Below are 23,929 nucleotides of genomic sequence, written 5' to 3'. Positions count from 1 at the left end.
GCGCGCACCCGTGACTAGGCCCATTCGGCATACATCCCGGTGGACAGGTCCATGGGATCCTCACCACGCACGGCCTGCGCGACCCCTGCCCCTTCGGGCGAACCTGTGTAGAGCACCGAGCCCCGCGAGACGTGCCGCTGCCAGTGGACCAAGAAGGCCGAGGCGGCCTGCTTGTTGACCCCGAACTCGTCGGGCACCGCGTGCCACATCACGGTCCGATGGCCGGGCAGGCGCCGCGACACGACGTACCGCGGGAAGTCCACCGGCTGCAGAAGCTGCTCGATCGCGGTGGCGAACCGTCGGGAATCCGCTGCGGCCGCCTGCGCCAGCCGCACCATCCACGTGCCCGAGGCATCCGGTTCGACCTGTACCTGCCCCGGCGCCTGCATGGCACCGGCGACCGCCCGCCCGAAGGCCAGGAGCATGCCATCAGCACCGAGGGCCGCGGCGACGCGGCGGGTCCGCACGGCCCGGGCCGCTGTCTGCGCGACCCAGCCCGCACCGGCGCCGGCAGCCGCGGCCACGCCGGTCAGCAGTGTCGGGGCCTGCGCCACGACCGCTGCCGCTGCGGCCACGACCCCACCGCCGAGGACCCCCACAACCGGCCACGCCGGGCCTGTGCGCACCGACGGCTCGGGCACTCCCAAAGCCTCAGGGCGCGCAGCACGCACCCGCACCACGATCTCCGTGACATCCCGGTAGGGCGTGCCGATGGCCCACGCCTCGCGGGACTGTGCGATGCGCCCGGCGGCCTCGAGCGCGTCGGCGTTGATGCCCGCGCGCTGATCCGGCGGCGGAGCGGCGAACGGCGTGCAGCGGGCATCCAGGTGCGCGACCCCGGCGACGATCCGGCCCTGGGCATCCGGGGCCAGGTAGCCGCGATGCTTGGCGACCAGGCGCCTGTAGTCCAGGTCCCCGCGGGGGTGCCCGTCGTCCACCGCCGCCACTGACCACACGTGTGCGAGTTTGTCCGCGCGGACCGGGTCGCGGCGGATGGCCCGCCCGCGGATCTGCACGACCGCTGTGGCAGTCGTGGCGGCCGTGAGGTCCACCACGACGTTGGCGGCCGGCGCGTCCCAGCCTTCCCCCACATGCCACGGGTCCCGACGAGCACGTCGATCTCGCCCGCTTGAAAGGCTGCCGTCAGGTGAGCCACCCACGCCCGTGGCGTCCACCCGCCCTCCACCCTGCTCAGTCCGTCATCGCGGGGTACCGCCGTCAGTCCCTGGGGCAGCAGTCCGGCCAGTACGTCCGGGTCGCCCCCGACAGATGTCCCCGTCATCAGCACGCAGCGCAACGCTGGGTTGGATGCCTGCACCTGCCGGAGGGCCTCCCATGCGCTCCCGGCATGCCGGGTGAGGATCTGCTGCAGGTCGACCGGTGCCGTGGCGCCCACGTTCTCGTAATCGGTCAGCACGATGGCCCGCAAGTCGTCACCGCGCACCAGGTACTCCTGCTGCACGAGGTAACCCGCCGCCGTGGCCTTGGCCGCACTGCGGGCGAGCACCCGGTCGACCGGAGACTGCCCGCGCCGGGCCCCCTTGCGGGTCAGGGTCCAGCCGACTGACGACATCGCGGCACGCAACTGCTGCCAGGCCGACCCAGGTGCGTCCGAGCCGGCCAGGGCCGTGCGCGCGTAGTCCGAAAGGATCTCCACCCAGTCGTCGACCTGCACGGGCTGCCGGTGCTCGTCACGCAGGCGCGCGCCTTCGGGCAGGGCCAACAGACCCTGGTGGGAGGCTCGCAGCAGCGCCCGCGCCAACTCCGGTCGAGTGCGTTCGATATGCGCCCAGGAGACGCCCTCATGTGCCACCCATGCGGGGTCGAGGTAGGCCAGCAGGCCCGGCTGGGCGAACTCGGGTTCCATCACCCCCACGATGAGTTGCTGCCAGTGCTGCGCGGACCGGGCCAGGTAATCGCGTTCGGCGTCGGTGGGGGTCACGAACCACGCGAGTTCCCGGTACGGGGCGAGCACCCCGTCACGCACCAGGGCCGGGGTGCTCACCGCATAGCGCACGGGACCGAACAGCGTCTCCACGAGCTCAGCCTCGGCCGGCGACAACGACTCTCGCGGGGTCGCGGTGAGGGCCACCACAACCGGGCCCTCCTGCTGCCCGGCGTGCGCCTGCTGCAGCACCTCGGCCAGCAACCGGCCCCAGGTCTGCGCCAGATGGTGCGCCTCGTCCAGCACCACCGTGAACGGCTCACCGTCGTGCAGCGCGTCGATGATCTCGAGCGCGTTCGGGTGCAACCGCGCCACCATCGACTCGTCCGTCGGATCCGCGTCGTCGTCGAAGGTGGCCAGTGCTTGGTAGGTCAGCACCGTGACATCGCTGGCCAGGGACCGGTCGTCGCCGACGGTGACCGCGCCGGCGCCGGTCCACAAGCGCAGCCACTGCTCCTGGATCGCGGTGTTCGGCACCAGCACCAGCGTCCTGCGACCGGCCCGCTGCGCCACTGCCGCGCCCAGCACCGTCTTGCCCGCCCCCGGTGGCAGCACGAAGTGGTACCTGCCGGAACCAGGGTCCGCGTCGAAGGCCGCGAGGCAGGCGGCCTGATGCGCCCGTAGGGCAGGTAGCCGGGCGGCCGCCAGGCGTTGCCCCACATCGTCCACAACACGCAAGCGTGGCAGACGCACCCGCGCGAGGGCACCCGTTCGGCACCGGGGCGTGGCGTAGAGTCGCGGATGTGACAGTGCCCGCCCGAACCCGCGCTGCTGCCCGCCTCGGTCTGCTCACCTCCTCGCTCTCCCGGCGCATGGGCCGCGGCGAAGGTATGGTCATCGGTGGCCGGGTGATCCTGCGCCTGGCGCCCGATGCGATCCGCGACCTCGCCCACGACCGCGTAGCGGCTCTGGTCAGCGCGACCAACGGCAAGACCTCCACGACCCGGCTGCTGGCCACCGCCGTGGAGCAGGCGGGCCCCGTGATCAGTCAGCACACCGGGGCGAACATGACCTCCGGAGTGGCGGTGACGCTGGCCAGCGGTGACCCTGCCGCGCAGGCCGTGCTGGAGGTCGACGAGGCCTACCTGCCGACAGTCTTCGAGGCCACACGACCCCGGGTGGTGCTGCTGGGCAACCTCAGCCGTGATCAGCTCGACAGGATGAACGAGGTCGCGATGGTGGCCCGGCGCTGGCGCGACATGCTGGTCGACGCAGGTTCCACCACCGTCGTCGCGAACGCCGACGACCCGTCCATCGTCTGGGCGGCCCGGCACGCCCCGCACGTGGTCTGGGTCGCCGCCGGTCAGGTGTGGACCGCCGATTCCGCCGTGTGCTTGGACTGCGGAGCCTTGCTGCGCCGCGCGGATGACTCCTGGGGTTGCCCCGAGTGCGGATTCGCCCGCCCCCAGCCGTCGTGGACGCTGGAGTGGACCGGAGAGCACGGCATCGTGCACGGCCCCGACGGGGCGCAGCACCGCCTCGACCTGCAGTTACCCGGTCGCTTCAACGCCGCCAACGGCGCGCTCGCTCTCGTCGCCACGGTCGAACTGGGACTGGATCCGGAGCAGTCCGCCCGGCGCATGGCGACTGTGGAGTCGGTGTCCGGACGGTACGCGATCGTCCGAGTGGGCGAACTGACCATCCGCCTGCTCCTGGCCAAGAACCCTGCGGGGTGGTCCGAACTCGTGGATGTGATGCCCCCGGCACCCACCCCGGTGATCGTCACGATCAACTCCAACGCCGCCGACGGCCGGGATCCGTCCTGGCTGTGGGACGTTCCTTTCGAGAGGTTGCGCGGACGCACGGTCGTCGCCACTGGTGATCGCCGCCGGGACCTCGCAGTGCGCCTGCTGCACGCCGAGGTCGAACATGTCGTCATCGAGGACCCCTATGCCCCCGGTGCGCCACTTGCGGCGGGCATGCGCGACCTCGACGTTGTTGACTGCGCGGCCACGTACACCGCGTTCCACCACCTGCGCACAACCGCGGAGCAGCGATGAGCATCACCCTGGTGTCGATCTATCCCACCCTGCTGGGCACCTACGGCGACGGGGGCAACGTCACGGCCCTGCGCCACCGCGCCCGTCTTCACGGCATCGACGTTCAGATCGTGCAGGTGGACCCGGGCGACCCGGTTCCCGAATCCGCGGACCTGTACGTGCTCGGTGGCGGGGAGGACAGCGCGCAGACGGCCGCGGCCAACGCATTGCGTGCCGACGGGGCGCTGGTGCGCGCGGCTGAGCGCGGTGCTGCGGTGCTGGCCATCTGCGCGGGGTACCAGTTGCTCGGCGAGTACTTCCCGGACGCCACCAGCACCCCGGCGGCCGGGCTCGGCATCCTCGACCTTCGCACCGACCGCCTCCCCAAACGTGCTGTGGGCGAACTGGCAGCGGCGCCGAAGCCACCCTTGGACCAGACTCTCAGCGGGTACGAGAACCACGCCGGCGCCACCCACCGGGGGCCCGGCGTCGGCCCACTGGGCATGGTCCGCAGCGGCATCGGCAACGGCGACGGTTCCGAGGGGGCGATCCGTGGGCACATCATGGGCACTTATCTGCACGGGCCATGTCTGGCCCGCAACCCGCAGATCGCCGACGTGCTGCTCGGCTGGGCAACGGATCAGCACCTGCCGTTCATCGAGGAGGCAGAGGTGACGCAGTTGCGAGAGGAGCGCCTGCGCACCGTTCTGGGCTGACCCTCAGAACAGCGCGTTCGCCAGTTTCGTCCGCGCGGCGATGACCGCCGGATCGGCGTCACCCACGAGCCCGAACAACTCGACGAGCGCGTCGCGGGCGGCGGTCTTCTGCTCCCCTGCACTGGTGCGCACCACGGCCAGCAGGCGCTCGAAGGCCGCCTCGGCGTCGCCGCGCGAGACCTCGACGTCGGCAGCCGCCCTCGCCTTAGCCAGATCCCCGGGATCGGCGTCGGCAGCCGCGACCGCGGCGGCGGCATCGACCCCGTCGGTGCGCCGGGCCAGCGCCACTTGGGCCAGGGCCGCCTCGGCCTGCTCCGGGTCGACGGCCCGCAACTGCTCGTACAAGGTGACCGCGCCGTCCCAGTCACCGGCTTCGATGGCGTCTGCCGCCTGGTCCCAGCGGGGGTCCTCCTGCGGCTGCTCGGTGGTCACGGCCTCGTCCTCCGCGACGGTCCCCGCGATACCGGCCTGCTGGGCGACCTTGAGCACCTCGTCGATGTACTGCCGCACCTGCGGCTCGGGCAACGCACCCTGGAACATGGGCAGAACCTGCCCGCCGATGACGGCGACGATCGTCGGGATCGACTGCACCCGGAATGCCGCAGCAATCTGCGGTTGGGCATCGACGTCGACTTTGGCCAGTACCCAACTGCCGGCGTGTTCGACGGCCAGCTTCTCGAGGATCGGGCTGAGTTGCTTGCACGGACCGCACCACGTCGCCCACAGGTCCACGATGACCGGCACCGACTGTGAGGCGGCGATGACATCTGTCTCGAAGGTCGCCTCGGTGACGTCGATGATGACTTTCGACGCCGTGGGGTCGATCTTGCGGGCGGCTGCCTGCTCCTGGGCCTGCCGGGCTGCGGCGAGCGCGCCGAGGTCGACTGCGCCGCGCAGCGCGAGGTTCGGGTTGGGCTGTGTGGTCATGAGCACATTGTTCCGCATCGGCAGGTCCGGGCCAGCCGGGGCGTCGGAATCCGACGACGCTGCGAACCTGCCTGACCCGGCCCCGGCCGTGCCCGCGCAGGAGCGTACGCTGCACTCTGATGGGTGATCACAGTGCCCGGCCCGGCCGTCCTCGGGATCCGCACGCGGATCAGGCAATCCTGGCTGCGGCCCGCGACCTGATGGCCGACGGCGGCATCGAGAACCTCACCGTGGAGGGCACCGCCCAACTCGCCGGTGTTGCCAAGACCACCGTGTACCGCCGGTATCCGACCAAACTCGCACTCGCCGTGGCGGCAGTCGCTGAACTCATCAGCCCCGCGTGGGAGCCGGCGGAGACCCTCGAGGAGAGCGTCGAACTGGGCCTGAACGAGTTCGGGGGCCGGTTCGCCTCTCGCAGCGCCCAGCACGCATTCCTCTCGGTGGCTGCCGCTGCCGCCAATGATCCCGAGGGGCACGCGTTGTTCGCCGAAAAGGTGCTGGGCCCGCTCGATGAGCGGAGCCGGGCTGTCCTGGCCGACGCCTGCGCGCAGGGCGAGGCGGACCCGCAGGCCTCCCCGGAGTTCGCGTTCGACGTCCTGATGGGGACGCTCGTCCATCGCGCCCTGATCCGGCAGGTGCCGATCGATGAGGACTTCGTGAAGCGCTACGGTGCGCTGACCCGGTTCGTCTACAACCTGGGCTCGCTGCAGCGACCCTAGATCCAGGCCGGTTCGCTGTACTCGCCCCACTCCTGGCGCAGCACGTCGCAGATCTCGCCCAGCGTGGCCTCCCGGCGGCAGGCTTCGACCATCACGGGGATCATGTTCTCCTCCGACCGCGCTGCGGCGCGCAGGGCTTCGAGACTCGCGTCGATCGCAGCCCGGTCGCGCTGTTCCCGGCGGCCACGCAGCAGCGCCACCTGCGCACTCTCGACCTCGTGCGAGATCCGCAGGATGTCCAGAGGGGCCTCGATCGACTCGGTGTGCACCGTCACCCCGACCTGCTGCTTGTCGCCCTTCTCCAGCGCTCGCTGATAGGCGAACGCAGCATCGGCGATCTCACCGGTGAACCAGCCGTCCTCGATGCCGCGCAGCAGCCCGGAGAGGATGGTGCCGTCGCCGCCCATCTGCTCGATGTGCTCGAAGATCTTCTCCGCCTCCTGCTCGAGCCGATCGGTGAGCGCCTCGACGTACCACGAACCACCGAGGGGGTCGGCCACATTCATGACTCCGGTCTCTTCCGCGATGACCTGCTGGGTCCGCAACGCGATCTCCGCGGCCTTCTCACTGGGTAACGCGAGGACCTCGTCGAGGGCGTTGGTGTGCAGCGAGTTGGTTCCGCCGAGCACAGCCGCCAAGGCCTCCACTGCCGTGCGGACCACGTTGTTGTCCGGCTGCTGGGCGGTCAACGACACCCCGGCGGTCTGGGTGTGGAACCTCAGCCATTGGGCGCGCTGCGTCGTGGCACCGTAGCGCTCGCGCAACCAGCGGGCCCAGATCCGGCGAGCGGCCCGGAACTTGGCGATCTCCTCGAAGAAGTCAATGTGCGCGTCGAAGAAGAAACTCAGACCGGGGGCGAACCGGTCGACATCCAGACCGCGGGAGCGTCCCAGTTCCACGTAGCCGAAGCCATCGGCAAGCGTGAACGCCAACTCCTGCGCGGCGGTGGCTCCGGCCTCCCGGATGTGGTACCCCGACACACTCAGCGGCTTGTACCGCGGCATGTGCGCGTCGGTGTACGCCATGAGATCGCCGATCAGCCGCAGGTGCGGCTCGGGCGGGAAGATCCACTCCTTCTGGGCGGTGTACTCCTTGAAGATGTCGGTCTGCAGCGTGCCGTCGAGCTCACCATGGGAAAAGCCCTGGCGTTCTGCGGCGACCAGATACATGCAGAAGATCGGGACGGCCGGCCCGGAGATGGTCATCGAGGTCGTGGTGGTGCCCAGCGGGATCCCGGAGAACAGGGCGTCCATGTCCGCGGCGGAGTCGATCGCCACCCCACAGTGGCCGACCTCGCCCTGCGAACGGGGGTCATCGGAGTCGCGGCCCATCAGAGTGGGCATGTCGAAGGCAACGCTCAAACCTCCGCCACCGGCCGCCAGCAGCATCTTGTAGCGGGCGTTGGTCTGCTCGGCGTTGCCGAACCCGGCAAACTGCCGGATGGTCCAGGGTCGTCCCCGATATCCGGTCGGATAGAGCCCCCGGGTGAACGGGTACTCGCCCGGCCAGCCGATGCGGTCGAAGCCCGGCGTGTCGGAGTCCGGACCGTAGACGGGTTCCACTTCCACCCCGCTCAGCGTGGTGAAATCAGTGTCCCGGGTATCCGCCTGCTCGTAGCGCTGCTGCCACCGCCGGCGGCCCTCGGCGATCTGCTCGGCATCCATGCTCGAAGTCTACGCAGCGCGCCGGATGGACGGTCCCGGCCGCATCGCATGTAACGATGGAACGGATGCGTTGGCTCACAGTGATCCTGGTGTCCCTGCTTCTGGCGGCCGGTGTTCTGCCCGCGGCGGCCGGTGGCACCGACGACCCCTCGACGGCTCCGAGTGCGAGGCCGGGCGCCTCCGCGCGGGAGGCGGCGCGGTAGCCGGTGTTCAACTACCCGCAGGTGGGCGTGCCCGACCCGGCCATCAACAACGACCTCGTGCGTCTGCTCGACCAGGTTCCTTCTGACGCCGATATCACCGCTGCCTTCTTCGTCATCCAGCCGAACTACCCCGTGGTCGATGCCCTGATCAACGCGTTCACCCGCGGCGCACGGGTGAAGGTGGTGCTGGACAGCGGTGACGGGCAGTCGGCGTCGACCAATCAGGCAGTGGACGAGACCTTCGCCCGATTGGCCGCAACGCTCGGGAACGATCCCGCGGCGACCTCGTACGCCGTGCAGTGCGTGCTGTCGTGCATCTCCAAGGCATCGGAGAGCATCAACCACAACAAGTTCGTGGCCATGTCGGCCGCCGGGGACCTCAGTGATGTGGTCTTCCAGTCGACTGCCAACATCCGCAGCGACGGGTCGGGCGACGGCGCCTGGAACGCCGCGGTCGTGTCCAGCGGCAATCCGCAGGTGTACGGCTCGTACATCGGGTACGCCGCGGACCTCGCCGCCCTTCTGGCCGTCCCCGACGACAACTACCACGCGGTCCGGCCAGCCACCGCCTTCGGCAACGCCACGCCCTACTTCTTCCCGCGTACCGACGGCACCGACTCGGTCTCCCAGACGCTCATGAACGTCGACTGCTCATTGGCGCCGACCACCGTGTCCGTGATGGCCTCGTTCTTCACGCGGCCGAAGGTGCGCAACCGGCTCAACGACATGGCGGCGGCCGGCTGCGGTGTCCGGGTGATCGCGCGCACCGACACGATCACGCGCGAATTCTGCGACTCGCTGCTCGCTCCGGTCGATGTGCGGATCGCCAACAAGCCGTCTGTCAGTGCTGTGGGGATCCACGGCAAGTACCTCACGGTCAGCGGCGGCTTCAACGGTTCGCCCGGCGCGCGCGTGGTGTGGGTGGGCAGCCACAACCTGACCCGCAACGCGCTGGTGCGCAACGACGAGACGTTCCTGCTCGTCGACGACGTCGGCCTGCATGACGCATTCGTGGGCAACTTCGACCGGATCTGGGCCGATCCCAGCCTCACCGCCGGTTGCGGACGGGCAGGGGGTACCAGCGAGGAGCAGATCGAGGAGGAAGCCAATACCGAGGTCACGCCGCTGATCAAGGAGCAGCAGACCGTTCAACGCAGGCTGCCCAAGAGACTGAAGAAGCGCACACCACTGAGGTCCACCCACACGGTCGAAGGCCAGCGGCTCACCCACGTGGCCACGTGCCGGGTGAAGGGCACCTCGCAGCGGCTCAAGAAGCGCAAGATCTGCCGCATCGTGAAGCCGAAGTCAGACCCGACCCTCGTCCTCAGGCCCACGAAGAAGCAGCGCCGGCTGAAGGTCCGCATCGTCCAGTCTGCGGTCGGCAGCGCGACCCTCCTGCCGTTCCGCCGGCACCAGGACTACGCCTACAAACGGCCGAAGCGCGCCGTGCGAGACTGACCTGATGAAGCGGATCCTGCAGATGTGCGCGGCCACTGTGGCCACCGTACTGCTCGCAGGGACACTCGCGCCGGCCGCCGGCGACCCGCCGCCGGTGGACCCACCGGCGGACCCGAAACCCAGCCCGACCGCCCCGCCGGCACTGCGCACGGGCCGCGAGGTTCTCTTCAACTACCCGGTGCCCGGCACCCCCGATCTGTCCATCAGCGACGCCCTGGTCGGGCTCATCGACCGCACCCCGTCCGGTGAAGCGATCGTGTTGTCCTACTTCGTCATCCAGCCCCACCACCCGGTGATCGACGCCTTGCTGCGTGCCTACGGCCGCGGGGTGCGTGTACGCGTAGTGCTGGACAGCGGCGACGGGCAGAAGGCCAAGAAGAACGCCGCGGTCGACGCCGCCTACGCACGGCTGGCCGAGATGCTCGGCACGGCGGGCGACTCTTTCGCCCGCCAGTGCAACCGTTCGTGCATCACGGACGAACCCGAGAGCATCAACCACAACAAGTTCGCGGCGTTCTCCCGCACCGACGACGCCGAGTATGTGACGTTCCAGGGCACGGGCAACCTGCGCGCCGATGGCAGCGGAGACAGCGCCTACAACGCAGCTGTGGTCCTGCGCGGTGACCGGACGACCTACGACCAGTACGTCGGATACTTCGACGACCTCTACTCCGAACGCCGCGTCAGCGAGGACAACTACGACGCCTACCGCCGGCCGGTCACCTCCGGCCCCGTGACGGCGCACTTCTTCCCGCGCACCGACGACGTCGACACCCTGGCAGCGGCGCTGCGCACCACCAACTGCGCCGCGCAGCCCACCACGGTGCGGGTCATGGCGCCGTTCTTCTCCCGCAAGCGCGTTCGCAACACTCTGCGGGACATGGCGAACGCGGGATGCGGGGTCCAGGTCCTGGCCCGCCAGGACACGATGACCCGCGACTTCTGTGACCGGCTCGATCCCAGCAAGGTTGCCGTGAAGATCGCCCCCGCGCCCACCCGGGACCGGGTCACGATCCACGCCAAGTACGTGCTCGTCGACGGCTCGTACGGTGGTGGGCTCGACCAGCGCATCACCTGGGTGGGCAGCCACAACTTCACCGACAACGCCCTCGAACGCAACGACGAGACATTCCTGCAACTCACAGACCCGGACGTCTCCGGCGCCTTCGCCACCAACTGGGACCGGCTGTGGAACGACCCCGCGATGAGTTCGGGCTGCAGTCGCGCCGGCGCGAAGGACAACGCCTCGGTGGAGAAGAGCGGTGACACCGAGGTGACGAAGATCGCGCGGCGCGCGCAGACGGTCAAGCGCGCACTGCCGCGCAAACTGCGCGAGCGGCAGGCGCTGCGACCGCCGAAGACGGCGCAGGGACGAAAGCTGCGCACCACCGCGTACTGCAGGCCCGCCGGTTCTGGCGGGAAGTTGCGCAAGCAGTACCGTTGCCGGGTCGTGAAGCGCAAGGGCCTGCCGACGCTGATCCTGAACTCCAAGCGCCCGCTACGGGTCAAAGTCGTGCAACGCGCCAAAGGGAGCAAGCGCCTGCTGCCGTACAAGCGCACCGCCGGCTACCGCTTCCTGCCGCGCCGGTCCGTGGCCGTGCGGGTGTGACGCCATCGGCACATCCGTGTCGTACAGCGACTCCTCGGCCGCACTGAGTTCCATCGCTACCGGCAGCCCCGGGCGGTGCCCGGTCTTGATGAGGTACTTTCCGCGCCCGGGATGACGGGCGCCAGCGCGCCACGACTGCGCGGAGGCCCAACTGGAGACCAGTGCGATCTCCGGGCGCGACAGCGGCACGATCTGGCTGACCACCTCCAGTTCCCGGCGCGGGAGGCCGGACAGCACCACGACCGCGCTGCGCTCCACGAATCCCATCGCCTTGGCCACGTCCTGCGCTCCGGGCAGGGCCTCGAGGTCCCGCAGCGAGTGCGTAACCATCAGGCTGGCCACGCCCCGCGAGCGGTTGAGCCTGGTGAGCGCGTCGGCATGGTCGACAAGGCCCGGCGCGCCTCGCAGGGCCCGCCAGAGCTCATCCAGCACCAGCAACCAGCGGGATCCGGCATCCTGGGCCAGCGCCGACGCCACTGCGTTCTGGCCCCACGCCCAGCTGCACAGCATTGCGGCGCCCAGCAGGGTCTCGTCCTGCACAGCGCGCAGATCCACGGCCATCGCTGGGGCCGCCGGATCGAACGCTTGCGTGCTGCGGCTGTCGAAGACCCCGGCCAACGTGCCCCCGCACAGCAGCGCCAACGTCCACCGCAGGTGCTGGGTGGCGGTGTCGTAGTCGGCGTGTGACCGCACCTGGGCGGCGGCCAGCACCCGTTCACCCGGGGTCTGCACCGCAGCCAGCACCTCGGGCACCACCGGATCGTCGGTGCGTACCGCGACCTCGTCCAGCGCGGCGGCCAGCACCACCTCCTCCCCATTGGTGAGCCCTTGGTCCCGCCGAACCAGCGCGCACAGGGCCATCAGCAGGCTCAGACGCCGGCCGCGAACCTCGTCGGCGGGCGCCCCGCGCAAGGTCTGCGGGTCCAGCGGGTTGAGTCGGTCGAGCCCGCGACCCACGCGGATCACCTGCCCGCCCAGGTGCTCCACGACGGGTGTGTACTCCCCCTTGGGGTCGCCGAGGACGACTGGTCGTACCCCGGTCGCGACGAGGCCCAGCAGTTGGCGCTTGGCGAAGGCGGACTTGCCGGTGCCCGGCTGCCCGAGCTGGAACATGCCGGTGTTCGTAGTCAGCCCGGCAGCCAGCCACGCAAAGGGATCAACGCGGACAGGCTCACCCCAGACCAGATGACGACCGACGCACACGCCGTCACGCGGAGCCCCGGATCCGACCACGAACGGGAACATCGACGCCGCCGTCAGGGTGCTCGCCGTGAAGGTGCGCATCACCACCACCTGCCCGGGACGAACCCGACCCCGAGCGCGCACGCGAAAGCCCGTTCCTGTTCGCCGTAGCAGCGGCGCAGCCGCAGCCGGGCCTCTCCCGCACGGTTCTCGAGATCGGCCGCGGCCGACGCGAGCGACACCGGATCCCGGGTAGTGGCCACGGCGAACAGTCCCACGTCCACGATGCCCGCACCCGCCGCCTGTTCCTCCGCAGTGCGGCGCGCCCGCCGGAGGTCGACGGCATCCCGGGCCGTCTCATCGCGGCCGAGCCGCCGGCGGTACTCGCGCCTGAACAGCGCCGCCTGGGCCTGCCCATCCACCTCCCGCGCTGCCTCGTGCGCAGGCACGGGCGTGAAGACCATGGTGACCGACTTGTGGTACTCCGCCGGTCCCAGGAACCGAGCCAGGCCGGCCGGGGTGATGGCCCCGCCCGGTGGCTCGTGCCACGCGTAGGCCGCAGAGAGCCAGCCGTCGTGGCGGTAGGTCTCCCATCCCTCATCCACCGCGGTCGGGCGCATGTCCGCGGCCACTGCGGCGGCACCCGCCGCGGCCTGGTCGTAGCCCTGGCGCACCCAGGTCATGATCTCCTCCGGGTTCAAGGGCTCGAGCACGGACATGCCACAGGCACCGAGACCACGGGCACCGCTCAGGGCGTCGAAGAGCGCGGCCGTGGCCTGATCCAGCGCGGAGCGGGCCGCTTGACCGACGGTGATGCCCATCACTGTGCGAGCGGGTTGTCCGGTCGGCGCGGTGCGAATGGTCACTGCCACGTGCTCGAGCAGTGGGGCGTAGCCGAGGTGCGCCAGCCAGTCGGACCAGCCGGACACCCAGCCCGCGATGTCATCGGTGTCGACGAGGTCCGGCCACCACGGCTCAAGCGGCACCAGCGCGGTCAGGGTCCTGCGGCCCGGCGACCAGAACATACCCACCCCGCGACCCGCACCGTCGGTGGCGTCGATGACGTGGGCGTCGGCCAGGACTCCCGGCAGCCGACCCGACTCGGAGCCCCGGAAGGACAGTCCACCTCGTCGCCGGACCCACTGGAAGCGGCCGTGCCGCCCAAGCACGGCCGCCACGGGCTCACCACGGACGCGCATGGCCACCAACGCCACCAGCGCCAACAACGGGACTGCCATCACCATCAACGCCCTGCGGGCGCACAAGTGCCGTCGCCAGGCACACCACGACCCCGGCGAGCGCCAAGCCCGTCTGCGTGCCCGACAGCCCCGCCACCCCGAAGCCGCGCCGTTCCCGCCACCCGCCGTACGTGCGTACGTCGGCGTTCATGGCCCAGGTCCCACGAGGCGCGCGGTCAGCGGCAGCATGCTCGCGGCCAGGAACGAGGTCACCGCTGCCACCAGCAACACGAGTACCGGTTCCCGGGCGTTGAGCGCGAGCGCATGACCCACCCGGTACACCACAGCACTGAGGGGTTCGAACGCGATGACCGCCACCCCCCAGGCAGCCACGGTCCGCAGCGCCCGTGCGCCGAACAGCGAACCGGCAGCGATCACCGGCATGCCGACGACGATCAGGACAGCCACCACCAAGCGCACCAGAACCGCGCTGATGAAGCCGAGGCAGCAGGCGATCCCCACGATCGACAGGGTCAGCGCGACCACCGGGTCGGCCGCGGAGACCGCCTCCTCGACCTCGCGGCGGTATTCGCCGACACCTGTGGACCGCCCCAGGATCCAGCTGGCCACGTGGTTGCCGAGCGACCAGCCGCTGGCCAGGATCAGCCACCCGGCAGACACAGCCAACAGCGCCCTTCCCGCGCCGACGACCGCGGCCGCGACGTCCTCACCTCGCCGGCGCACGACCATCACCAAGCCGACGGCCACCAGCCCGAGTGCCAGGAGGGCGGCCGTCGCCCACCGCGTCACGGGGCGCAGGTCCCCTACCTGCGCCCTGACCTCGGGAAGTCCCCACCCCCCACCGTCCGCCCACCACGTCAGCGCCCAGGCCAGCAGCGATGCGTATGTGTGCGCGAAGGATTGCGCGACCTGCTCCATCACATGAACAGGTTCACGAGGGGTACCGCCAACGCGATCGTGGACAATCCACCGATCACCCAGGGGATGCCAGCGGCACCGTCGGCTGCAGCGCTCGACCGGTGCCGGCGCCCGACGCTCATCATGACCCCGGCGGCGACCAAGCCGATGGCTCCGGCGGCGAAGGCGACCCACTTGGCCAGTCCCATGATCTTCGCCCACTGCGCCGTCACTTCCGAGGGCGCCGCAGGCGACGGGTTGCTCAGGTCCGCAACAACGTCCAGAAAGCCCCAGAGACTCACGTTTCTCCCCTCTCGACTGCAGCCACCGTGCCACGCGGCGGGGACATCACGGCTGTCGTGCATCACGACCTGTGGACATGTGGAGAAGCGCCGAGACCACCGGTCGTGCCCGACAGAGTCGGTGCATGCCCGACCACTGGAGATGCCCGGATGAAACTGCTTGCCGCCGTCGTCGCCGTCTTCACACTCGCCACTGCCGGCACCGCCGTGGTGGGGGCATCGGCTGTCAGCAGTCCGGCGATATCGACCCTCGCCCCAGGTGACGCTGCCGACGTCGACGCGATGCTGCCGTCCGGGTTCCGCAACCCGCGTTCCGCCGAGCTGGCTGTGCGCTGGGCGCTGTCCCAGGTCGGCGCCGTGCGCGACAGCGGGTTCTGCCTGCGGTTCGTGGACCTGGCCTTCGGTCGCGCTAGCGGCCCGCCCTCGGCGCACCTGGTGTGGACGCAGTCCCCACCCGAACTGCACCACACGGAGGGCACACCCCCGCGCGGGGCCGTGGTCGTGTGGTCCAGTGCCATCGGCGGAGGTCACGGTCACATCGCGGTGTCCCTCGGCGACGGCCGCATGGTCTCGACGACATCGTCCGCGGTGGCGATCCTGCCCATCCGGGGGTTCGCCGACGACGCCTATCTCGGATGGATGCCGCCGTACTTCTACATGTAGACAGGATGGACGGGCGCACCTTCCGGACCGTGGCTTGATAAGCCGTTCCCCACACCATCGCTCGCCTGCTGCGTCAGAATGGTGGAGTACTGAACTTCGCGAGAGGGTCGGCACTCGAACCGCTGCGGGCCGCGGATCGACCCGCAAGGCGTCGCAGGGAAGGGTATGTGCGTCGTGCGAACGCGCCATCGCAACCTCCGCCACTCGGGACGCACCTCCGCGTCGCGACGCGACCTGCTCACCGGTGACCAGCGTCGTGTACTCGCGGGGGTCTGCATCGTGGTGGGCGCGGCCACCACAGTCCCGGCCAGTTACAACTACATGGTCGTCCCCATGCTGGAGGGCCTCGGGGCAAGTGAGGAGCAGGGCTCGCTGTTGCGGCAGCTCCCCAGCATCGCCGGACTCCTCGTCATCTTCCTCGCCGGCATCCTCGGTCACCGCTGGGGAGAGCGTCGCTTCATCACCAGGTGCGGGATCCTTTTCACCGTTGGAAACGCCGTGGTCGCGGTGGCGCCCGTCATGGCTGTCGCCGTGGCGGGCCTCGTGCTCGAAAGCATCGGCGCCTCGGGGTTCATCGTGGTCGCGCTCGCCCTGCTCAGTTCGACGGTGTCGGACAAGCAGGCGCGCGCTTCTGCGTTCTCCACCTACGCGATGGTCGGTCCCATCGTCTACCTCGCCATGCCGCTGTTGACAGGACTACTCCTCGACCACAGCAGCTGGCGGCTCGTGGCGGCGGTCTGGGCTCTGAGCGGGCTGGTCATACTCATGGCGTCGCGCAAGTACCTGCCTCGGACGGAGGACTCGGGCGACTCGCGCGAGTTGCTCACCCCGGCATTGGCTGGTGTGTTGTTGATGGCGGCCGTCCAGTTCTTGAGCGCGGCGAACCGGGACGGTTTGCTCTCGGCCGGCGCCCTCGTCCGGTTGGGCATGACAGTGATCGCGTTCGCCGCGTTGGCCTGGGCTCTGCGCCGCACAGAATCCCCGTCCCTGTCGCTGGCGGCGCTGGAACAGGGCGGAATGTTCCTCCTGCTGATCATTGTCATCCTCATGTCGTTCGCGAACCTGTGGTTCTACATGACCGTCGGACTCCAGTACATCTACGGCCTCAACGCCCTGCAGACCGCGGTCGCGCTGCTGCCCGCTCAGGCGGCAGCCATCGTCGGAGCGGTGATCACCCGATGGCTTCTTCGGGAGCGCGGCATCACTGTCGCCGGTTCCGTCATGCTCCTGGGGCTGGCGGTGAGCCTGCTCCTCAGCGCTCTGATCAGTCCTGGATCGCCGATGTGGGTCCTGGTCCTGGTGACCGGGCTCTACGCTGTCGCCTCCGTCGGGGCAGGCATCCCACTGACCAACGCCGTGATGGACCTGGCTCCCCCGGGCGAGGACGGCAGTGCGTCCGCCTTCCGCAGTGCCGCTGGCAACATCGGCGGTGCCGTCGGGGTGATCGTGATGTCCACGATCGTGTTCAACACCTTCTCCGCCTCTCTGTCGAGCACGCTGGAGAGCGAGGGCCTGACGTCGCCGCAGTCTGTCCAGATCGCTGAGAGCATCCGTGAGGGCGTGACATCCGAGAACGTCGCGGCCAACTACGCGGTACCGGTCGAGCAGGTGGAACAGATCGCGGACGCGCAGCGCGACGCCATGGTCGACGGCCTGCGCGCACACGGAGTCAGCGGAGCCGCGTTCACCGGCGTCTGCTTGGTGGTATTCCTTTGGTCCCGAAGACGGTTCCCGCACGATTCCGCCGCGTCAGCGACATGAATCAGGCACCAGGAGGGGCCGTAGGCCACCTTCCTCAGGACCCGGAGTCGGGCCCAACACGAGAAGTGCGCCGCCAGGGACTCGAACCCCGAACCCGCTGGTTAAGAGCCAGCTGCTCTGCCAATTGAGCTAGCGGCGCAACGTCCCCGAGCATAGCAGCGGTCCGCCCGTGCACTCCCGCCCCGGGGGCCTCAGACACAGGCCGGCCAGCGGTGGTGGGCGCAAGGGCCGGACGTGACGCGCACGATCTCTCAGCGACGCCGTGGACGCCTACAGATAGAGCCCGGTCTCCTCGACATCGACGTGCTCCGCTGCTACCGCATGCACGTCGCGTTCGCGCAGCATCACGTAACTGCTGCCCTGCAACCGACCACCGCGCGGTCCTCCGGCTCGAAGAGGACCCGGTCACCGGGGTCATGTGCCGGACGTTCGGACCGGTCGCGACCACCTTCGCCCAGTAGAGCCGCTTGCCCACCGACGCGGTGGCGGGGATCAGGATGCCACCGCTGGACTGCCGCTCCCCCTCGGCCTCTTCGGACACCAGCACCCGATCGTGCAGGAGCTTGATCGGGACCATCAGCTGGTGACCCGCCTCCACGTGCGTCGCAGGACGATGACGCCGACGACCACGCCGACGGTGATGGCGACGTGGTCGATGCGCACGGCACCGTACTCATCGACGTAGAAGCCCTTCACCTTCTCGGCCTGGCGGTTGAGGATCGTCTTGGGTTGCGCGGCCACCTTCAACTCGCCCAGCGTGGCTGCGAGCCGGGCGCGGGTGGCCTCCATGTCCGACTCGATCTCCGCGATCGAGCGCTGAACCGGCTGCGGCTGCCCCTTCACGACCTCCGGCGACGGCTTCTTCTCGACTCCGGTGGGCGCAACGGGCACCACAGCATCGGACGCATCAGACATGCCCCCACTCTATCCATCCGCAGGGTCGAGAACGACGCCGTACGGCAACTCCAACCGGAAGCGGGTCAGCAGATCCGGGTCCGCCAGCAACTCCCGGGTGGGACCGTCGTACTGCACCCGGCCCTCGGCCAGCACCACACTGCGCGGGCATAGTTGCAGGGCGAACAGCAGGTCGTGGGTCACCATGAGCATGGTCACGTCCAATGAGGTCAGGACGTCGGCCAATTCCCGCCTGCTGGCCGGGTCCAGGTTCGAACTCGGCTCGTCGAGGACCAGGATCTGCGGATCCATGCTCAGCACTGTCGCGATCGCCACCCGACGCCGCTGGCCGAACGACAGATGGTGCGGGGCCCGGTCACGGGCATCCTGCATACCGACAGCGGACAGTGCCCGCGCCACCCGGCCATCCAGGTCGTCGAGGCCGAAGTTCTGCGGCCCGAACGCCACGTCCTGGCGCACGGTCGGCATGAACAGCTGGTCGTCGGGGTCCTGGAAGACCAGACCCACGATCCTGCGCGTCTCCCGCACCGTGTCAGGGCCCACGGGCCGACCGGCGACGCGCACCTCGCCGGCTTGCGGGGTCAGCACCCCGTTGAGGTGTAGCGCCAAGGTGGTCTTTCCGGCACCGTTCGGGCCGAGCAGGGCGACGCGCTCCCCGGACTCCACCGCGAGCGACACCTGCCGCAGCGCAGGCGTTCCATCGGGGTACGTGTAGTCCACCGCGTCCAGTTCGATCACCACGCTGCGATCACCCCGATCAGCAGGATTGCCGCCGCGGTGCCGGGCAACAGGCTCGCGATGGCCCATGATCGCGGCAGACCCGCCGGCGCCGGTGGCAATTTCCCGTCATAGCCCCGGCTCACCAGCGCGAGGTGGACCCGCTCCCCGCGCTCGAAGGACCGCACGAACAGCGCACCGAGCGTCCTGGCCAGGGCCGGCCACGACCGCGGCGAGGAGGCGTTGAAGCCGCGCGCCTGCTGTGCCACGCGCATGCGACGCCATTGGTCGGCGACCACGTCGACGTACCGGATGAAGAAGGTGAAGATCGCCACGATGGGCGCGGGCAGCCGCAACGCCTGCAAACCGGCGACCATGTCCACCGGCAACGTGGTCGCCGCCAGCAGCGTCGCCGCCAGCACTCCCAGCGAGGCCTTGACCAGGATGTTCCATGCCGCCCACATGCCCGGGACCGAGAGGCCCGCGAATCCGGCCGGATCCGGCCCTACGAAAGGCAACAGCAGAGCGAAGGCGACGAAGGGGATCTCGAGGGTGAGACTGCGCGCGATGCGCCCCGGCCGCACACCCACCCCCACCAGCACCGACAGCAGCAATGCGGCGTACCCCGCGAAGACCGCGAACCATTCCCGCGGCGTGAGGACGACGACGAACACGAATACCGTGATCGCCACCACCTTCGCCGCGGGGTTCAGGCGATGCGGCACGGAGGCCGCATCGACATAACCGCGGTCGAGCAGACCGGTCGCGCTCAGGACCGCCGCCGCACGGCGTAGAAGAGGCCGAATCCGGCCGCCGCGGTCACCGCGACGCCGACCAGGCCGGCGGCCGCTCCGCTGACCCGCTGATCGCCCACCCCGCTGAGGCTGTAACCCGCCAGCGGCGACGTGGAGGTCGCGGACTCCCGCTCCTGAGCCAGGATGCCGTGGTCGCCAGCGACCTTCTCCAGTCCGTCGGGCTGGGAGGATGCGTAGAAACTCACCACGGCTGCCAGAACGACCGCCAACAGCGCACCGATGATCAACAGGCGCTTCATACTGTCACCGCCTCGGGGCGCACGACCGGACCGGCCAATGCAGTCCCTCGCACGCCGACGACGATGTCGGGCCGGGATGCGAGTACCGCGGCAACCACCATGCCGGTGATGACACCTTCGCCGATGCCGATGAGAACGTGCACCCCACCCATCGCGGCAGCCACTGCGGAGATCGACACCGGGGCCGTGCCACCCACGGCGTATTCAGCGACGAAACCCAGGGCGGCGGCCGGGACGGACACGAAGCCGGCGACACCGGCAACTACCGCGGCTCCTGTCCGGGAGCGCACGAACCGCAGCCCCAGGCGGAACACGATCCAGCCCACGACTGTGGCAATGATGGCCATGTTCAGCATGTTCGCGCCGAGCGCGGTCAACCCGCCGTCGGCGAAGAGCAGCGCCTGCACCGCCAGCACCACCGCGATCACCAGCATGCCCACCCACGGGCCCACCAGGATCGCCGCAAGCGCGCCGCCGAGCAGGTGCCCGCTCGTGCCGGCCGCGACCGGGAAGTTGATCATCTGCGCGGCGAAGATGAACACCGCAGTCAACCCAGCCAGCGGCGCAGTGCGATCGTCGAGTTCCGTGCGCGCCTTGACCACGGCTATCGCGAGGATCACCCCGGTCACCAAGTACGACAGCAGGCTCACGGGGACATCCAGGAACCCATCCGGTATGTGCATGGCGACAGTGTTCACATCGGCCAGTCTAAATCCTTATTGCGAACAGTTCGCAATAAGGACCCGGCTGACGGTCCCTGCAGTGTCCATTTGCAGACCCTTGACGCCGAACCTACCCTTTGTCCATGAACGTCCGACTTGAACCCGGCGACCCCGCCCCCGATTTCGCCCTCACCGACGATCAGGGCAACACCGTGCGCCTGTCCGACTTCGCCGGCTCCACGGTTGTGCTCTACGCCTACCCCGCCGCCATGACTCCGGGCTGCACGACACAGGCCTGCGACTTCCGCGACTCGCTGGACGCCCTGAACGCCGCCGGCGTGAAAGTGGTCGGGATCAGCCCCGACGCACCGGAGAAGCTGGCCAAGTTCCGCGATCGCGACACACTCACTTTCCCGCTGGTCAGTGACCCGCACCACGAGGTGCTGGAGGCCTACGGAGCGTGGGGCGAGAAGAGCCTCTACGGCAAGAAGTACGTCGGCGTGATCCGTTCGACGTTCGTCATCAACAGTGACGGGAAGATCGACCGGGCCATGTACAACGTCAAGGCCAAGGGACACGTCGCGAAACTGCGCGCCGAATTGGGCCTCTGAACCCGGGGCGCGACGTCGCGCCTACGCTGGTAGCCACGCGGGTGTGGCGGAACTGGCAGACGCGCAGGATTTAGGTTCCTGTGTCCTAGGACGTGGGAGTTCAAGTCTCCCCACCCGCACCGAAGTGCAGACGCCCCCTACCGTTCCACCGCTCGAGTTGAACCTCCCTGTCGACGTCCCGTAGTTTCGGGGCTCTTGACCCTGGGAGGTCCGCAATGGTCAGTGGGATCGCGAAACGCACCTCTGTTGTCACGGCCAGAACGGTCCTGAGTTTCGGTGTGGCCGGCGTCATCGCGCTCCCCATGAGCGCGGCTGGCCCGGCCCTCGCCGCAACTCCCACGGCCGCAGTCGCGGCGGCTCCGGGCGTCGCCCAGGCTGTTCCGGCGGCAGTCCAGACCCCGGGCCCCGTCGACCGCTTCGAGAACCGTCGGTCCATCGGGCGAGAAGGGTTGGTCCTCGTCGAAAGCAGGGGGCAACTGGATCAACAACTGGGACGGATCCCCAAGATCGACGTGCGCCGGGCCAGTCTGCAGATCGACGGCGAGCTCAAGGTCATCAACCCCCGGTCGTGAACGGGACCAGCGTGGCGGCCAGCCTGTCCAAGTCCTCAACGTCGCAGTACCGATCGAGGGCTGTGGAAGCCGACCTCGATCTCATCAAGTACCCCGATGACGTGTGGCGGCCCTCGCTGGAACCGGGCCTGGCGCATGCAGGAACCGGCATCGGATGCAGCGGGCAGTCCGCCATCTGCGTGACCTGGTCACGGCCGGCCTATGACGCGAACCACCAACTCAACGGCTTCGCCCAGACATTCCACGTCGCGCTGCCGGGGGGTCAACCGAGCGATCTCACAGAGGTGGCGCTCGTTCCTGGCAGATTCGGCACTGATGCCGCCCGGTCTCTGGTCGTGTCCTACGTGCAGGCGGGCACGAACGAACTGAGGGTCGCACGCATCGGGGTGCAGCGTGATGCGAATGGCCGAGTGACGGGACTGTCGGTTGCAGGGCCCGTTCTGAGTTATGGCCCCGTGTACTCCAACAACGGGGGTGTCGCCACTAGTCCGTCGTTGGCGGTGGCGGACTTCACCGGGGCCGGCTCCGATCAGGTCGCGGTCCTGTGGGCACCCCAGAGCAGCACCGCGGCGGACCGGCATTACAGGGCTGCATTGCTCAAGGTCGATGGCCAGGGCGATCTGCAGGAAGCAGTACCGCCCCAGACGATCACTCCTTCGTTGTCAGGATTGCCGGGCAGCGGTGACGAGCAGGCTGGTCCGGGGGCTGCGGTTGTCCGCGACACCAGCGGCAACGGGCCGGAGAAGCCCCGGCTGTTCGTCGGCTCCGGGATCCAGGGGAACGGCAGGCTGACGGAGTTGGTACCGTCAGGCGCCTCGTTCACGCTCAAAGAGAAGTTGATGGGAACGATGGACGGCGCGGTGCTGGACACTGGCCAGTGGCGCAACTTCCACTCGCAGATCGAATCGGTCGGCGACCTGACCGGTGACGGTGTCGATGAGTTGGTGTCCATGCCCGAGTGGGGCATCTTGAACCAGCCCAACGGTTTCATCGATGTCGTTGATGTCGGCACCTACGAGAATGTGTTCAGAACCTTGGACTCGCAGTTCACAATCCCCTTCGCCGAGATGACGGTTCTGGACACCCGTCCCACCAATGAACAGGTGGTCGCGCCCGTGCCGGGACAGGCGTCTGTGCGGGCGTTCCCACAGATCGCTGTGGCGGCCAGGACGGACTCGGGCTGTTCCTCCGGAGAACGGGCCTTCTTCAACTTCGCGAGTCTGAACAGCCAAGGGAAGATGACCTTCGGCAGCCCACAGTTCATTTCGGACTGTGGCGCTCCTGACACCCCGGAGCTCGCCTCCATGGCCCTCGACGGCCGGGCTGAACTCGGGGACCCGGTCCCGGGCCGGTACACGACACTCGAGCCGTCGGTGATCCTCAACGCTCCGCCTACCCATTTCGACGTCCTCGACGGCCGCATGTACGACCCGAACTTCTGCTACGCCGGCAATCAATATCTGGTGCCACCGGTCTGCTTCTTCACCTCGGAGTACGAGAAGAAGACCGAGGCGACCACCGAGGTGACAAGCGAGTCAACCGAGGACTGGGCGGTCAGCGCCAAGGCCAGCGCCGAGTTCTCGCTGTTCGACGTCGTCGACGTCGAGGCGGAGATCCGCGGCGGCTACGGCGAGAAGTTCAAGAACGTCGATGCCACTACGACGAAGGACACCATTGAGGTCAACGTCAAGGCGCGCAACACCGACAAGATCTACGCGATCCGGCGGGCCTATGACACCCTCGAGTACCCGATCTACCAGCCGGGTGGCACGCAGCCTTCGGCGTACGTACTCACCACGACCCGCACACCATCACCAAGCGGTGGATCGACATCAACTCGCCGGACGCGGTGGATCTCAACGTGAACCACCAGCCGGGGAACATCCTCAGTTACCCCGAAGACCTCACTGAGCAGGAGAACCCCTTCATCTCGCCCACTGCCAAGGACGCCCAGAGTCCGCCCGTGGGGCCCTTCGCACAGCAGGAGTTCGAACTGTCCGACTTCAGCGACTTCACCTATACGTTGACGAAGGAGAAGGTGACCGCCGAGGAGGCGTCCACCGAGAAGGACTGGAACGTCGGTGGCACCTTGAAGGGTGGCGGGAACGTCGCCGGCCTGGTCAAGGTCAGCGTCGAGGTCTCCGGCGACTACAAGAACTCCAGCCTGACCAACA

The 23,929-nt window shown here is 68.9% G+C and carries 22 protein-coding genes, 2 tRNA genes and 2 pseudogenes; 12 read left to right on the top strand and 14 right to left on the bottom strand.

What is annotated here, in order from left to right:
• Positions 1-14: 14 nt before the first annotated feature.
• Positions 15-575 (bottom strand): hypothetical protein, encoded by a 561-nt coding sequence (locus tag IPG68_05145; protein ID MBK6762687.1) that lies wholly within the window; start codon positions 573-575, stop codon positions 15-17.
• Entirely contained in the window at positions 530-2,614 is a 2,085-nt protein-coding gene (locus IPG68_05140; GenBank protein MBK6762686.1) for a DEAD/DEAH box helicase family protein, read from the bottom strand. Before IPG68_05140 ends, IPG68_05145 begins: the two co-directional genes overlap by 46 nt.
• Positions 2,615-2,757: 143 nt before the next feature.
• Here IPG68_05140 and IPG68_05135 point away from each other — a divergent pair, with 143 nt between their 5' ends.
• Together IPG68_05135 and IPG68_05130 are read left to right on the top strand one after the other, a co-directional pair.
• The gene (locus IPG68_05135) at positions 2,758-3,945 is read left to right on the top strand and encodes a DUF1727 domain-containing protein (protein ID MBK6762685.1); all 1,188 of its coding nucleotides are present in this window, start codon (positions 2,758-2,760) and stop codon (positions 3,943-3,945) included.
• The gene (locus IPG68_05130) at positions 3,942-4,640 is read left to right on the top strand and encodes a glutamine amidotransferase (GenBank protein ID MBK6762684.1); all 699 of its coding nucleotides are present in this window, start codon (positions 3,942-3,944) and stop codon (positions 4,638-4,640) included. Before IPG68_05135 ends, IPG68_05130 begins: the two co-directional genes overlap by 4 nt.
• A gap of 3 nt (positions 4,641-4,643) precedes the next feature.
• On the opposite strand, the gene IPG68_05125 is transcribed toward IPG68_05130, so the two are convergent.
• Entirely contained in the window at positions 4,644-5,567 is a 924-nt protein-coding gene (locus tag IPG68_05125) for a tetratricopeptide repeat protein (protein MBK6762683.1), read from the bottom strand.
• 119 nt (positions 5,568-5,686) lie between these two features.
• On the opposite strand from IPG68_05125, the gene IPG68_05120 reads away from it, so the two are divergent.
• Positions 5,687-6,286 (top strand): TetR/AcrR family transcriptional regulator, encoded by a 600-nt coding sequence (locus IPG68_05120; GenBank protein ID MBK6762682.1) that lies wholly within the window; start codon positions 5,687-5,689, stop codon positions 6,284-6,286.
• Here the strand turns inward: IPG68_05120 and IPG68_05115 are convergent.
• Positions 6,283-7,950: a methylmalonyl-CoA mutase gene (locus IPG68_05115; protein ID MBK6762681.1), complete on the bottom strand. Its 1,668-nt coding sequence runs from the start codon at positions 7,948-7,950 to the stop codon at positions 6,283-6,285. The two genes, IPG68_05120 and IPG68_05115, sit on opposite strands and share 4 nt — an antisense overlap.
• 56 nt (positions 7,951-8,006) lie before the next feature.
• On the opposite strand from IPG68_05115, the gene IPG68_05110 reads away from it, so the two are divergent.
• The 3 genes from IPG68_05110 to IPG68_05100 are packed head-to-tail and all read left to right on the top strand — an operon-like array spanning position 8,007 to position 11,220.
• Entirely contained in the window at positions 8,007-8,153 is a 147-nt protein-coding gene (locus tag IPG68_05110) for a hypothetical protein (GenBank protein MBK6762680.1), read from the top strand.
• Between the two features lie 3 nt (positions 8,154-8,156).
• On the top strand, positions 8,157-9,611 hold the full coding sequence (locus IPG68_05105; protein MBK6762679.1) for a hypothetical protein: 1,455 nt from the start codon (positions 8,157-8,159) through the stop codon (positions 9,609-9,611).
• 4 nt (positions 9,612-9,615) lie between these two features.
• Positions 9,616-11,220 (top strand): hypothetical protein, encoded by a 1,605-nt coding sequence (locus tag IPG68_05100; protein MBK6762678.1) that lies wholly within the window; start codon positions 9,616-9,618, stop codon positions 11,218-11,220.
• Here the strand turns inward: IPG68_05100 and IPG68_05095 are convergent.
• From IPG68_05095 to IPG68_05080, 4 genes are all read right to left on the bottom strand, one after another.
• Complete coding sequence (locus IPG68_05095; GenBank protein ID MBK6762677.1) at positions 11,110-12,504, bottom strand: hypothetical protein; 1,395 nt, start codon at positions 12,502-12,504, stop codon at positions 11,110-11,112. The genes IPG68_05100 and IPG68_05095 overlap by 111 nt on opposite strands.
• On the bottom strand, positions 12,504-13,640 hold the full coding sequence (locus IPG68_05090; GenBank protein MBK6762676.1) for a hypothetical protein: 1,137 nt from the start codon (positions 13,638-13,640) through the stop codon (positions 12,504-12,506). The genes IPG68_05095 and IPG68_05090 overlap by 1 nt, the downstream gene beginning before the upstream one ends.
• A gap of 147 nt (positions 13,641-13,787) precedes the next feature.
• Entirely contained in the window at positions 13,788-14,522 is a 735-nt protein-coding gene (locus IPG68_05085) for a hypothetical protein (GenBank protein MBK6762675.1), read from the bottom strand.
• Positions 14,519-14,707, bottom strand: a complete 189-nt coding sequence (locus IPG68_05080) for a hypothetical protein (GenBank protein ID MBK6762674.1) — start codon at positions 14,705-14,707, stop codon at positions 14,519-14,521. Before IPG68_05080 ends, IPG68_05085 begins: the two co-directional genes overlap by 4 nt.
• Positions 14,708-14,950: 243 nt before the next feature.
• Between IPG68_05080 and IPG68_05075 the strand changes: the two genes are divergently transcribed.
• Both IPG68_05075 and IPG68_05070 read left to right on the top strand, forming a co-directional pair.
• Positions 14,951-15,463 carry a CHAP domain-containing protein gene (locus tag IPG68_05075; protein ID MBK6762673.1) on the top strand — a complete coding sequence of 171 codons (513 nt, stop codon included), beginning with the start codon at positions 14,951-14,953 and terminating at the stop codon, positions 15,461-15,463.
• Between the two features lie 174 nt (positions 15,464-15,637).
• Entirely contained in the window at positions 15,638-17,224 is a 1,587-nt protein-coding gene (locus tag IPG68_05070; GenBank protein ID MBK6762672.1) for an MFS transporter, read from the top strand.
• A 66-nt stretch (positions 17,225-17,290) separates the two neighbouring features.
• Here the strand turns inward: IPG68_05070 and IPG68_05065 are convergent.
• The 6 genes and pseudogenes from IPG68_05065 to IPG68_05040 all read right to left on the bottom strand — a co-directional run bounded on the left by IPG68_05065 (position 17,291) and on the right by IPG68_05040 (position 20,593).
• A tRNA-Lys gene (locus IPG68_05065) sits at positions 17,291-17,363 on the bottom strand.
• Between the two features lie 131 nt (positions 17,364-17,494).
• Positions 17,495-17,801 (bottom strand): annotated as a pseudogene (locus tag IPG68_05060) (co-chaperone GroES).
• Positions 17,801-18,139, bottom strand: a complete 339-nt coding sequence (locus tag IPG68_05055; GenBank protein ID MBK6762671.1) for a DUF3618 domain-containing protein — start codon at positions 18,137-18,139, stop codon at positions 17,801-17,803. Before IPG68_05055 ends, IPG68_05060 begins: the two are co-directional and overlap by 1 nt.
• Before the next feature lie 9 nt (positions 18,140-18,148).
• A complete protein-coding gene (locus tag IPG68_05050) occupies positions 18,149-18,946 on the bottom strand; it encodes an ABC transporter ATP-binding protein (GenBank protein ID MBK6762670.1) in 798 nt (265 codons plus the stop codon).
• A complete protein-coding gene (gene cbiQ / locus IPG68_05045) occupies positions 18,874-19,614 on the bottom strand; it encodes a cobalt ECF transporter T component CbiQ (GenBank protein MBK6762669.1) in 741 nt (246 codons plus the stop codon). The genes IPG68_05050 and cbiQ overlap by 73 nt, the downstream gene beginning before the upstream one ends.
• An 11-nt stretch (positions 19,615-19,625) precedes the next feature.
• Positions 19,626-20,593: pseudogene (locus tag IPG68_05040) on the bottom strand (PDGLE domain-containing protein).
• Between the two features lie 116 nt (positions 20,594-20,709).
• Here IPG68_05040 and bcp point away from each other — a divergent pair.
• From bcp to IPG68_05020, 4 genes are all read left to right on the top strand, one after another.
• The gene (gene bcp, locus IPG68_05035; GenBank protein MBK6762668.1) at positions 20,710-21,183 is read left to right on the top strand and encodes a thioredoxin-dependent thiol peroxidase; all 474 of its coding nucleotides are present in this window, start codon (positions 20,710-20,712) and stop codon (positions 21,181-21,183) included.
• A gap of 37 nt (positions 21,184-21,220) precedes the next feature.
• A tRNA-Leu gene (locus IPG68_05030) sits at positions 21,221-21,302 on the top strand.
• 96 nt (positions 21,303-21,398) lie between these two features.
• Positions 21,399-21,755, top strand: a complete 357-nt coding sequence (locus tag IPG68_05025) for a hypothetical protein (protein MBK6762667.1) — start codon at positions 21,399-21,401, stop codon at positions 21,753-21,755.
• Positions 21,752-23,620 (top strand): hypothetical protein, encoded by a 1,869-nt coding sequence (locus IPG68_05020; GenBank protein ID MBK6762666.1) that lies wholly within the window; start codon positions 21,752-21,754, stop codon positions 23,618-23,620. Before IPG68_05025 ends, IPG68_05020 begins: the two co-directional genes overlap by 4 nt.
• Positions 23,621-23,929 lie beyond the last annotated feature (309 nt).

The organism is Micrococcales bacterium, from assembly GCA_016703125.1.
In the GTDB taxonomy this organism is placed as follows: Bacteria; Actinomycetota; Actinomycetes; order S36-B12; family UBA10799; genus JADKAV01.
Note: the sequence above shows the minus strand (reverse complement) of the source record. Positions and strands in the feature narration are given on the sequence as shown.

Bases quoted from the DNA above. Each gene is read 5' to 3' on its own strand.
- IPG68_05115 (MBK6762681.1), bottom strand. From the start codon at position 7,950: ATGGATGCCGAGCAGATCGCCGAGGGCCGCCGGCGGTGGCAGCAGCGC.
- IPG68_05130 (MBK6762684.1), top strand. From the start codon at position 3,942: ATGAGCATCACCCTGGTGTCGATCTATCCCACCCTGCTGGGCACCTAC.
- IPG68_05050 (MBK6762670.1), bottom strand. From the start codon at position 18,946: ATGGGCCATCGCGAGCCTGTTGCCCGGCACCGCGGCGGCAATCCTGCT.
- IPG68_05055 (MBK6762671.1), bottom strand. From the start codon at position 18,139: ATGTCTGATGCGTCCGATGCTGTGGTGCCCGTTGCGCCCACCGGAGTC.
- IPG68_05025 (MBK6762667.1), top strand. From the start codon at position 21,399: ATGGTCAGTGGGATCGCGAAACGCACCTCTGTTGTCACGGCCAGAACG.
- IPG68_05110 (MBK6762680.1), top strand. From the start codon at position 8,007: ATGGAACGGATGCGTTGGCTCACAGTGATCCTGGTGTCCCTGCTTCTG.
- IPG68_05120 (MBK6762682.1), top strand. From the start codon at position 5,687: ATGGGTGATCACAGTGCCCGGCCCGGCCGTCCTCGGGATCCGCACGCG.
- IPG68_05095 (MBK6762677.1), bottom strand. From the start codon at position 12,504: ATGCGCACCTTCACGGCGAGCACCCTGACGGCGGCGTCGATGTTCCCG.
- IPG68_05075 (MBK6762673.1), top strand. From the start codon at position 14,951: ATGAAACTGCTTGCCGCCGTCGTCGCCGTCTTCACACTCGCCACTGCC.
- IPG68_05090 (MBK6762676.1), bottom strand. From the start codon at position 13,640: ATGGCAGTCCCGTTGTTGGCGCTGGTGGCGTTGGTGGCCATGCGCGTC.
- IPG68_05100 (MBK6762678.1), top strand. From the start codon at position 9,616: ATGAAGCGGATCCTGCAGATGTGCGCGGCCACTGTGGCCACCGTACTG.
- IPG68_05080 (MBK6762674.1), bottom strand. From the start codon at position 14,707: ATGGGACTGGCCAAGTGGGTCGCCTTCGCCGCCGGAGCCATCGGCTTG.
- IPG68_05125 (MBK6762683.1), bottom strand. From the start codon at position 5,567: ATGACCACACAGCCCAACCCGAACCTCGCGCTGCGCGGCGCAGTCGAC.
- IPG68_05135 (MBK6762685.1), top strand. From the start codon at position 2,758: ATGGGCCGCGGCGAAGGTATGGTCATCGGTGGCCGGGTGATCCTGCGC.